Source organism: Bacillus sp. TSO22 (assembly GCF_020223595.1).
Classification (GTDB): Bacteria; Bacillota; Bacilli; order Bacillales; family Bacillaceae; genus Bacillus; species Bacillus inaquosorum.
Genome location: NZ_JAHAWO010000004.1, coordinates 577588 through 588967, shown reverse-complemented (window position 1 = coordinate 588967; position 11380 = coordinate 577588). Strand labels below are relative to the sequence as shown.

Genomic DNA, 11380 nt, shown 5'->3' with positions numbered 1-11380 from the left:
AAAAGGCGAGCATCGGAGCACAGCGAATGTTGAAATTCGTGAGCACCGAAGCGCAGCCTTGACAACGAATGCGAGGGTTTGTCGACACGCTGAAGCTTGCGGAGTTCCCGCAAGCTTTTCTTTATACCGCAGCCTGGCGGCCGGCGTTTTCATACACATCAAGCGCTGCCTGGAGCGCTTTTCCTGCTTCGATTCCTGCTCCATGTCTGAGAAGCACAGCCTCTAAACCGGCAAGCACGAACAATACGTTTTCTTTTCTGCAGCTGTAGCCCATCGTGCCGATTCTCCAGATCTTCCCCGCCAGCGGGCCGAATGAACTGGCGATTTCGATGCCGAATTGCACCAGCAGCATGTTGCGGACAGACTCGCCGTCAATACCATCAGGGATTTCTACACAGGTGACAACAGGCATTTTGCAGCCGTCATCTCCAAACAGCTTCAGCCCCATCGCCTTAATCCCTGCTGCTAATGCGGTCTCATGGTAGCGATGGCGCTCAAAACGGGCTTCAAGTCCTTCTTCAAGCACCAGTCTGACACCCTCACGCAAGGCGTACAGCATCGTCGTCGCTTCTGTATGATGATTGAGCCGTCTTTCGCTCCAATAATCCTCAAGCTGGCTCAAATCAAAATAATTGCTTGTGATCGGCCGGTTTCCTGAAAGCGTTGTCCTGTCAGCTTGTGTCGCAATCCCGCGCTCCACCTTTTTGCGGGCCGCAATTACATCCGCCACCCGCTCATTATATGTAATCGGCGCCATTCCCGATGGAACAGACAAGCATTTTTGCGTGCCGCCGATGGCCGCGTCAATGTTCCATTCATCCACCTTTACCTCACACCCGCCGATCGTCGCGACTGCATCGACGATAAACAATGCTTCCTGGGCGCGGCAGGCTTCGCCGATGGCTTTCAGGGGGTGAATCCGACCTGTCGATGTTTCCCCATGCACCATCGCCACGATTTTCGGTTTCACTTTTTTCATTTCCCGTATGATGTCTTCCGGGTCAAAAACCGTTCCCCACTCGCACTCAAGCGTATGAACATTCGCCCCGTACCGCTCGGCAATTTCAGTCAGCAAATAACCGAAGCGCCCATAAATCGGAATGAGCACATCATCTCCCGGCTCAATCACACTCGCCAGCACCGCTTCGATACCCGCCCGTGAAGTGCCATCAATCGGGTATGCCCAGCGGTTTTTCGTTTGAAATACCTCCCGAAGCATCTCCATCGTTTCATTCATGATATCCGTAAACGCCGGATCAAATTGGCCGACAACCGGGGTGCTCATCACTCTTAATACACGCGGATCAACCTCAACAGGACCCGGTGTCATAATCGTTCTTAACGGTGTACATAACTCTTTTCTGCCTGACACAGCCATTCCTCCTTTATCAGTAAGCCAGTTTGTATAATAAATCAGTCAATGCGCGGACGCCGATCTCAAGCTGTCTGGCTGAGGTATATTCCTTCGGTGAGTGGCTGATGCCGTCGCGGCTTGGCACAAACAGCATACAAGCAGGATGGCGCCTTCCGATCATTTGCGCGTCATGCCCTGCTCCGCTCACCATTTCTTCACACCTGATGCCGTTTTCTGCCGCTGTTTCCAGAGCCGCAGCCTTCAGCCTTTCGTCCATCGGTACAGGCTCTATCCGCATATATTCATCAATTACAGCGCGAATCCCTTTTTGATGGCAAATGCCGTTGATCAAAGCAGCCATGTCTTCATGAAATTGCTCCAGCACGTGCTGATGCTGATGGCGAATATCAATTGAAAACTGCACGCGTCCCGGTATCACATTGGCTACATTGGGCTCTGCAGTTATTTTTCCGCAAGTCAGACGGAGCTCATCCGGCTGCTCTTCCGACCGCAGCAGCAGTTCATGAATAATATGGCTGCTGGCTGCGAGCGGGTCTTTGCGCCATTTCATGGAGGTTGTTCCCGCGTGGTTGCATTCCCCCTCCAGCGTGACGAGATATCGCCTCTGCCCCGCAATACTTGTCACAATGCCAAGATCCCGACCTGACATTTCCAATGTCTGTCCCTGTTCTATATGAAGCTCGACAAAGGCGCTGATATCTGTCCTGTACGGAGCCTGATACACACCTTTTCCAAAACCGCACTCATACATCGCTGATTGCAGAGAGACGCCTGTTTCGTCTTTCGGCTCTACTCCATCCTGTAATGAAAAAACGCCCGTCATATTCCCTGATCCCCAATAGGTCATTGGAAAACGGCTGCCCTCCTCCTCACATAAGGACACCGCTTCGAGTGTTTTTTTCGGTACTCCGTACGTTTCTTTGAGCTGCTTTAGCGCGAGCATTGCCGCAAGGACGCCATAGGCACCGTCATACTTTCCCCCATTGATGACAGTATCGATATGTGAACCGGTTACAATCACTTCATCCGGAGACTGGGTGCCCGAAAGCCTTCCAAACACATTGCCGACATCGTCGAATCTTGTTTCAAGTCCGAATGAAGACATTTCCGTTTTTACGGCAAGCTGCGCGTCCATCCATTCTTTTGTATACAAAAGCCTCGTCACACCGTCGTCAGCGGATGCGCCGTATTGGGCGAGCCATTCGATATAATCTGCGATGCCGCTTTTTACTGAAAGCTTCTGCTTTTCCATGTACTCCCCCCTCTGGCCGTTATGGTGACTTCATTATAGAAGGAGGAGCACGATAGTTCATTGGCAGATTAACCAAAAAAACGTTTATTTTTTAGTCACAGTATCTATCCGGCATCAAGCAGCCAGAAAACACCCTACCTCTCAGGGCTATTCTCATGTAAAGTCAAAAGAAAACACAGTAAGGGAGAGATCCAATATGCAGCAGTGGATTAAAGAAACAGCAAGAGGAAAAAGGGGTCAAAACACCTTTCATAGGAACAAGCTAAACTTGCGGGAGAAGCGATGTTTTCTGGCGAGGCAAGCGATGTGCAGATCGCAGCGTTTCTGATCGCGAACGGATCAAAACAGAATCGCCGGACGAATTGCTGGGCATCACCGAAGCAATGCGGGCATGCGTATTCCTCGGTGCTTCAATTGCCGCCACACATCGGCGGACCTGCCGTCGATTTTGCCTGCCCGTATACGGGCAGGCGCTCTTTTCTCGCCACCATTCCTGCGTCTCTTTTACTCGCGGAAAACGGCATACCGGCATTTCTTCACAGCAGCGACGCGCTTCCGCCGAAATATGCAACAAGCCGGAGCAAAAACGGGGCCTAAAGTTATTGGAAGAGTGGATATCCGCCTCCTCCAAAGGGACTAATTTACAATTTTAATGAAAAATATACAAAATGACACTTCTATCCTTTATTTCAATTTTAGATAATAGACATGATCTGATAAAAGGAGGGCAAGTGATGACAAAAAAAGCAAGGTTTCTGCCGCTCGTCTGTGTATTACTGATTTCCGGATGGTTTGCGCCCGCCGCCTCAGCAAGCGCGCAAACCGCATTGAGCCTGAACGACCGATTGGCGTCTTCCCCTTCAGGAACCGGGGACCTACTCTCATTAACCGCTCCCGCTGCACCCTACGCTGACACAGATACCTATTATGAAGGGACTGAAGGAAAAACTGGAGAATCGCTAAAAAGCACCCTGCACCGCATCATCAGCGGACACACGATGCTGTCCTACAGCGAAGTATGGAACGCGCTGAAAGAAACCGATGAAGATCCGGCAAACCCGAATAACGTCATCCTGCTCTATACGAATGAATCGCGGTCGAAAAACCTGAACGGCGGCAATGTCGGCGATTGGAACCGCGAGCACGTCTGGGCAAAATCCCATGGCGATTTTGGTACAAGCATGGGGCCTGGCACCGACATTCACCATTTGCGCCCGGCTGATGTTCAAGTCAACAGCGCCAGAGGAAATATGGATTTTGACAACGGCGGCACTGAATATGCGAAAGCGCCCGGAAATTATTATGACGGAGATTCATGGGAGCCCCGAGATGATGTGAAGGGCGATGTCGCCCGCATGCTGTTTTACATGGCTGTCCGTTACGAAGGTGATGACGGCTACCCTGATCTTGAGCTTAATGATAAAACAGGCAACGGCTCAGCCCCTTACCACGGAAAACAATCTGCCCTGCTCGAATGGAATAGGCAGGACCCGGTTGATGACCATGAGCGAAAAAGAAATGAAATCATTTATGAAAAGTATCAGCACAACCGCAATCCATTTATCGACCACCCTGAATGGGCGGACGACATTTGGCCGTAAGAAAAAGGTGCTCCTTTTAAGGAGCACCTTTCCTAATACACAGCCTCTTCCGTCTCCGCATCGAAAAAGACGACGTGATCCATTTTCACTGACAGCTGGATCGAATCGCCTGCGGCGATTCGCGTGTTTCCGTCCAGGCGGACCGTGAGCCTCTCATCTCCAGCCGTGACATGCACAATCAGCTCCGATCCCAGATTTTCATTCACTTCCGCCTTCGCTTTAAACACTGAATCAAACAGCTGATCATTTCCCATCAATTGTGTCATATGCTCCGGCCGGACGCCGGCAATCATCTGTTCTCCGGCGTATCCTTTTTCCTTAAGGCTCTTCGCTTTTCCTTCAGGAATATGAAGCCGGATTGAAGGGTTTGTGAAAAACAGCTCGCCGTGCTGCTCTTCAATGACGCCTTTCAGAAAGTTCATTCCCGGGGAGCCGATGAAGCCTGCGACAAACAGATTCGCCGGGTAATGATAAATGTCATGAGGTTTCGCCACTTGCTGGATTTCCCCTTCATTCATCACGACAATCCGATCGCCCATTGTCATCGCTTCGGTCTGGTCATGCGTGACATAAATGATGGTTGCCTCCAAACGCTGGTGCAGCTTGCTGATTTCTGTCCGCATCGTCACTCTCAGCTTCGCATCCAAATTGGAAAGCGGCTCGTCCATTAAAAAGACCTTCGGCTCCCTCACAATCGATCTGCCAAGCGCCACCCTTTGCCGCTGCCCGCCGGAGAGCGCTTTTGGTTTTCTCTTCAGCAAATGTTCAATCTCTAAAATTCTAGCTGCCGCATGAACCCGCTCGGCAATTTCCTGTTTCGACATCTTTCTGAGCTTTAATCCGAACGCCATATTATCAAAAACCGTCATATGCGGATAAAGCGCATAGTTTTGGAATACCATCGCAATATCACGTTCTTTCGGCGGAAGATCATTGACCCGCTCCCCATCAATAAGAAGGTTTCCTTCAGAGATGCTTTCCAGTCCCGCCACCATCCGCAGCGTTGTCGATTTTCCGCATCCTGACGGCCCCACCAGCACCAAAAGCTCCTTATCCTTTACATTTAAATCAAAGTCCTTCACCGTTAATTGTGAATGATATGATTTTTTGACATGCTCAAATGTTAATGAAGCCATCAGAAATGTCCCCCTATCTTTTGATCCATTATTTCGTCACTGGAAACAACTTGGTCTTTCTGTTATTTTTAGAGTAATCGATTCCTATTTTTGCTATATTTCTAAAATAAAAAATGTAAATTTGTATTATAACGTCATAATACATTATAATATGAATAATAGGTTAAAAGGAGGCTACCCCTTGTTAAACAACGGAAGTTCTACACCTTTATACATTCAGCTAAAACAAATCATCACTGATGACATCAAAAAGGGCGTGTATTCCCCAACCACCAAGCTGCCTACCGAAAACGAGCTTTGCAGCAAGTATAATGTCAGCCGCATTACTGTCAGGAAAGCCATTCTTGATTTAGTCGAAGAAGGCTATCTGATCAGGCAGCAGGGGAAGGGAACGTTCGTTAAAAGCCCTAAATTAAAGCGAGAGCTGATCGCAGTAAACGGCTACTCGGAATTTATGGAATCAACCGGCAAAAAACCGAAGCATCAGGTGCTGTCCCATGAGATCATTCCAGCGTCAAAACCCATCGCCGAAAAGCTTCAAATCCATCCCGAGAGCCCTGTCGTTGAATTAAAACGAATTTTATACAACGATGATCAGCCGCTCTCCTTTGAAGTGACGCATTATCCGCTGGATTTGTTTCCCGGCATTGATACCTTTATTGCTGACGGCGTATCCATGCATGATATTTTGAAACAGCAATACCAAGTTGTTCCCACCCACAATACGAAGCTATTAAATGTTGTATATGCCCAGCAGGAGGAAAGCAAATACCTGGATTGCGATATCGGGGATGCACTATTTGAAATTGATAAAACGGCTTTTACATCAAACAACCAGCCAATCTACTGCTCACTGTTTTTGATGCACACAAACCGTGTCACTTTTACGATCAACAGCCCTTACACATAACAGGCATAAAAAACGAGACACTGCTTATAGTATTCTCGTTTTTTCACTGCTTCCCCCGTCCTCCAAGCGAAAAGGATGGCCGTAGCCAAAAGCCCCATACACGCCGCATGTTTTCGCAGCCGTTTCGGCCGCTTGGCGCAAAGCGCGCGTTATGTCCTGCTTCTCGCAAAAGGCTGTCAAAAAGCCTGCTATAAATGAATCTCCGGCTCCAAGTGTATCTATTATATCAGTTTCCACAATCGGCTGATGATAGATTCGGTCTCCCGCAGACAGGATTGCTCCTTGCCCCCCGCGGGTCAGACAAACGAATTTGGCTCCATACCCATGAGCTGTTTTCGCAAGCTCACCGCACTCCGACTCACTCAGATCGCTTCCTGAAAAAAACGCATACGTCACATAAGGACAGACCTTCCTCAAATAATCATCCTCCCGATTGGTTGAAAAATCAAAAGAAACCGGGATCAGTCCGCACAGCTGCGGAAGATCGTTCTCAAGTCGGCTGTACACACTGGTATGCAACAGATCATGCCCGCTGATAAAGGCTAGATCTTTCTCCTGGAACACCAGACGGAGCCGGGACTGAATGCCGCCTTTATTTGATCTGACAAAAATACGGTCCCCCTGCTCATCAAGGGTGACAATCGCCATCCCGTTTTCTCCGTGCGCCTGGCGGATATAATCCGCATTGACCTTCTCCAATTTCAGTACGTTCAAAAGATGTGCCGCTGCTTCGTCATTGCCGACGATTCCGATATAGGAAGCCTCATGCCCGAGCCGTTTGGCAAGCACCGCGACGTTTAAGGCATTTCCTCCCGGGTAGAACGTTTCTTGATCCTGATAGTAATCTACAACGTTATCTCCAACCGCAATCAATTTCATTATGCTTCCTCCTTATCCTTTTACACTTCCGCTCGCAATCCCGCGGACAAAATATTTCTGCATAAATAAAAATAGAATAATAATCGGCGCAGCTGAAATCGTTAATCCCGCCAGCAGGACGCCCCAATCTGTCTGCAGTGCGTCTCTGAACTGCATCAGCCCGGCTGGAATGGTCCGCAAATTCTCATCATCTATGAAAATAATCGCAAACATGAACTCATTCCACGTATGGTAAGCCGTTAAAATGCCGGATGTCACCAAAATCGGCACACTCATTGGTAAGAAAATTCTGAAAAATACCCCGAAACTCGTACACCCATCTAAATAAGCCGCCTCCTCCAATTCTTTGGAAATAGAAAGAAAATAAGAGCGGATCAAAATGATGGTGAATGGAATCCGGTAAGCCGCATACGGCAAGATTAACGCCCAATACGTATTGTAAAGGCCCAGCGACTGAATAATAGAATACAGCGGCACAAGACTGACCTGCGGCGTCAGCATCAAACCGCCAAGACAAAGCACCAAAAAGAATCCTTTTCCCTTAAACTCAAACCGGGAAAGGCCGTACGCCGCCCATGCACTGATAAAGACAGTGATCACACACGTCAGCGCCGTGACGATAACGCTGTTCATAAAATAAGAAGAAATCCCCTGATTCCAGGCGGACACAAAGTTTTCCGGATGCCACGAAGACGGCAGCGACCAGCTGTGCTCAAAGATATCGTCCGAGCTTTTAAAGGCGCTCATGACCATCCATAACAGCGGATAGGCGATCGCAATAAGATAAAGAAACAGAAAAACCCACACAGACGTTTCTCCGATGTACCATTTTCGTCTCGGTTTTCTTTTCTTCTCAATGTGCCGGTCAGGCACTGGCTCCAATCTGAACGAATCTGTCTTCTTCTGAGGCAGCATCTGTTAGTCCTCCTTTCCGGTTTTAAAGAACTTCATTTGCATGAGCGACAATGCGAGCGTAATGATTAACACAACGGTGGCAATCGCTGACGCATAGCCCATCATATCCTTTGTAAAGGCGCTTTTATATAAAAACGTGCTTAAGACTTCTGAAGCGTTTCCCGGCCCGCCGCCTGTCAATATGTACGGTTCATTAAATACCGTAAAGGCGCCGGTCAGCGTCATGACCACCGCAACAAAAGACATCTCTTTCGTCTGGGGAACGGTAATATGAAAAAACTGCTGAATTTTCCCCGCACCGTCAAGCCGGGCCGCTTCATACAGTTCATCCGGTATTTTTTGAATTGACACAATGTACAGCATCGCAATATAACCGACAGATTGCCATTGAGACACAAAAATGACAGATAGCATAGCCGTGCTGTCATCACCGAGCCAAGCCCTCGTCAGCTGATCAAGACCGATTGCCTGTAGCAGCTGATTCAAAAGCCCCGTCTCAGGGTTGTAAATAAAATCAAACAAAAGCGCGATTACCGTCATGGAGATGACAACCGGCAAAAAGAAAACGGTGCGAAAAAACGGCGACCATTTTCTGACCAGCTTATCCTCAAGCACCGCCGCCAAAATCAACCCGCCAAATACCTGGCATACAATAGAGATCACTGCGTAAAGCACATTATTGGTAAGTGCCTGATAGAAGACAGGATCATGAAATAATTCAACATAGTTTTTTAAGCCGATAAACGTTTTTTCCGGAGAAAAAGAGCTCCATTGAAATAGGCTGAGGAAGACATTCTCAAAAATCGGGATATAAACGAAAAGTAAAAAAACGAGAGCGGGCACCAAAAACAAATAGGGGATTATTTTATTCTGATTGACCAAGGATATCTCATCTCCTTTATAAAAAGAAAAGGTGCAAAGCTCACCTTTTCTTTGATTTATTCAGCTGACGCCCTCACTTGCTTCGCTGCTTTTTGAACGGCTTTCATCACCTGCTCCGGTGTCATGTCGCCGCCAAGCATTTGCTGGACGCCCGTTAGGTACGCGTCTGCGATTTCAACATCAACATCCATATCAAACCATGGAACCATTGATTTGGCATCAACAATTTGCTGAACCGCTTCACGCTGAATGGCTGTAGAATTTTCTTCAGTAGCCGTTCCTTGCACTGCACTGTATTTCCCGACATCTTTGACGAGCTTTTCACCCATTTTTTTCGACGTCAGAAACTGCAAAAATTCCATCGCTTCCTTCGGATGTTTTGTTTTCGAGGAGATCATGAACCCTTCCGGCGCTCCCGTTAATGCCTCTGAAGAACCTTTTTGCCCGCTGATTTCAGGAAATGGGAACATCCCCAGATTCACCGGTTCAACCAGCTTGATTTCCGCTGTTTCCGCATATATCATCGCCGACTTTCCGCTCTTAAATTGCTGTCTCACATACTCGTGGTCGACGGAGTTTACATGTTTATTGAAGTAAGGCATCAGCTCCTGAAGCTTTTCAAGTGCTTTCACATAGCCTTCATCAGTAAATTCACCCGTTTTGGCGTTATAATCCTTTTGTCGTGTTTTTTCATCGACCATCCGCTGATTGAGCGTGCCGATATAGTGCGAGATTGTCCAAGTCGCCTTTGTTCCGAAGCTGATCGGTGTGTAGCCATTTTCTTTGAGCTTCTTTGACACATCGATTAATTCATCCCATGTCTTCGGGGGATCAAGGTTCAGCTTTTGAAAAATGTCTTTATTATAGAAGAATGATTTAGCGTCCATTTGCCACGGCACGCCATATTGCTTGCTTTCATAAGTAAATGGTGTAATTTGTGATTGAACGATCTGTGATGACCAATCTGTATCATTTTTGTAGTAGGACGAGAGATCAAGTGCCTTATTGCCTCTGATGAATTTAAACGCAAACTCGTCACTCCAAGAGAAGTAAATGTCAGGAGGACTGGTGGTTCCCAGCATAACCTTAATTTTGTCTTTATAGGAGTCATTCAAAACGGCTTCAATTTGAATGTCGATATCCGGATGCTCTTTTTCAAATTCTTTTACAACCTCTTCAAAATAACTTTTTTCCGGCTCCTTTGGCCATCTGTGGAAAAATTTCAATGTCACCTTTCCGTCCGCTGAACTGTTTTGGCTTGAACAGCCCGCAATGGTGAGCATACTGACAGCTGCAATGATCAAGAACAACAACATTTTCTTCAAAGGGTTGGCCTCCTCTGGACATTAGACTATAATGTTATATAACATTATAGTCTAATGCATAATGGTTCCTCATTTTCAGATCAATACTCAACTTTCCACATGTATCTTCTATGAGATAAAGGATGATTTCTCGCCTCTGCCAGCTCGTCCGCATAGCTTCTCAGCACACGGTTGAGAACGAGCGGAGCAAGGTAGCCTTTAACTGAATCGTCAATCGCAGTGAAATCGTAAGATGCAGCATCAAGCACAGTGAGCTTTTTGCCATACTTTTTCGAGAAGGTAAGCGCCCGCTCTTCAAGAGGTCTAGTTTCATCTAAACCGAGCAGGATGATAAACGGCACGGATTCATCAATAATCTCAAACGGTCCGTGAAAATATTCTCCGGCATGAATGGCGTGGGAATGAATCCATTGCATTTCCATGAGAATGCAGATGCTGTAGGAGTAAGCGACACCGTAGTTTGCACCGCTTGCCATTGTATAAATAATGCTTTCTTTTTCATGAGCTTTTGCAAACTGCTGTGCATTGTCAGCTTCCTGCTTAAGGGCTTCATCATACACAGCCTGCAATTGATCTAAACCTTCAATTGCTTTTTCAAATTTCGTATTGTTTTCTAATACTTGCAGGGCGCCGAAAACGATTTGATACAGAACGCCATAGTTCGTATTCATTGCAAGCGCCTCATCACCCCAATCGTACTGGGCAACATATTGCGCTTCCTGTGCTAAAGGAGACTCCGGTTTATACGTCATCGCAATCGTAAGTGCGCCTTTGCCCCTCGCAAACGCAGCAGCTTTGACTGTTTCCGGGGTATTTCCCGAATGCGAGCACAAAATAACAAGAGATTTTTCACCAAGCTGAACAGGGTTGCGCTGAATAAATTCGTTAGAGCTGTAAAGGTCGGAGTTCATTGATTTTGACTCCCTGTCAAACACATACTTACTCGGATACATAATGGCCGAAGAGCCTCCGCATGCGACAAAGAATACATGGTCAATGGTTTTCCCTTTCAAATCCTGCAAGAAAGCTTGAACCTCACGATTAACTTTTGCTGTGGCTTGACTCAAATCCTTCACTCCTCATTTTTATTATATAACGTTATATA

Annotated in this window: 11 protein-coding genes; 3 read left to right on the top strand and 8 right to left on the bottom strand. The window is 47.2% G+C overall.

Annotation, left to right across the window (positions count from 1 at the left end; all coding sequences use genetic code 11):
• Positions 1–121 precede the first annotated feature (121 nt).
• On the bottom strand, positions 122–1372 hold the full coding sequence (gene pucG, locus KHQ79_RS07940) for a (S)-ureidoglycine--glyoxylate transaminase (protein WP_003240895.1): 1251 nt from the start codon (positions 1370–1372) through the stop codon (positions 122–124).
• 16 nt (positions 1373–1388) lie between these two features.
• Positions 1389–2627 carry an allantoate deiminase gene (allC, locus tag KHQ79_RS07935; protein ID WP_225514722.1) on the bottom strand — a complete coding sequence of 413 codons (1239 nt, stop codon included), beginning with the start codon at positions 2625–2627 and terminating at the stop codon, positions 1389–1391.
• Between the two features lie 282 nt (positions 2628–2909).
• Between allC and KHQ79_RS07930 the strand changes: the two genes are divergently transcribed.
• Positions 2910–3224, top strand: a complete 315-nt coding sequence (locus KHQ79_RS07930) for a glycosyl transferase (protein ID WP_225514720.1) — start codon at positions 2910–2912, stop codon at positions 3222–3224.
• Between the two features lie 137 nt (positions 3225–3361).
• A complete protein-coding gene (locus tag KHQ79_RS07925; protein WP_225514718.1) occupies positions 3362–4228 on the top strand; it encodes an endonuclease I family protein in 867 nt (288 codons plus the stop codon).
• 32 nt (positions 4229–4260) lie between these two features.
• Here KHQ79_RS07925 and KHQ79_RS07920 read toward each other — a convergent pair whose 3' ends face one another.
• Entirely contained in the window at positions 4261–5364 is a 1104-nt protein-coding gene (locus KHQ79_RS07920) for an ABC transporter ATP-binding protein (RefSeq protein ID WP_225514716.1), read from the bottom strand.
• 181 nt (positions 5365–5545) lie between these two features.
• Here KHQ79_RS07920 and frlR point away from each other — a divergent pair, with 181 nt between their 5' ends.
• On the top strand, positions 5546–6274 hold the full coding sequence (gene frlR / locus KHQ79_RS07915; RefSeq protein ID WP_119914243.1) for a transcriptional regulator FrlR: 729 nt from the start codon (positions 5546–5548) through the stop codon (positions 6272–6274).
• A gap of 24 nt (positions 6275–6298) precedes the next feature.
• On the opposite strand, the gene frlD is transcribed toward frlR, so the two are convergent.
• The 5 genes from frlD to frlB all read right to left on the bottom strand — a co-directional run bounded on the left by frlD (position 6299) and on the right by frlB (position 11342).
• Entirely contained in the window at positions 6299–7153 is an 855-nt protein-coding gene (gene frlD / locus KHQ79_RS07910) for a fructosamine kinase FrlD (protein ID WP_225514714.1), read from the bottom strand.
• Positions 7154–7165: 12 nt separating this feature from the next.
• Positions 7166–8068: a carbohydrate ABC transporter permease gene (locus KHQ79_RS07905; protein ID WP_225514712.1), complete on the bottom strand. Its 903-nt coding sequence runs from the start codon at positions 8066–8068 to the stop codon at positions 7166–7168.
• A gap of 3 nt (positions 8069–8071) precedes the next feature.
• Entirely contained in the window at positions 8072–8950 is an 879-nt protein-coding gene (locus KHQ79_RS07900; RefSeq protein WP_003240882.1) for a carbohydrate ABC transporter permease, read from the bottom strand.
• A gap of 56 nt (positions 8951–9006) precedes the next feature.
• Complete coding sequence (locus KHQ79_RS07895) at positions 9007–10275, bottom strand: ABC transporter substrate-binding protein (protein WP_225514710.1); 1269 nt, start codon at positions 10273–10275, stop codon at positions 9007–9009.
• An 80-nt stretch (positions 10276–10355) separates the two neighbouring features.
• Complete coding sequence (frlB, locus tag KHQ79_RS07890; RefSeq protein WP_225514708.1) at positions 10356–11342, bottom strand: fructosamine deglycase FrlB; 987 nt, start codon at positions 11340–11342, stop codon at positions 10356–10358.
• Positions 11343–11380: the final 38 nt, after the last annotated feature.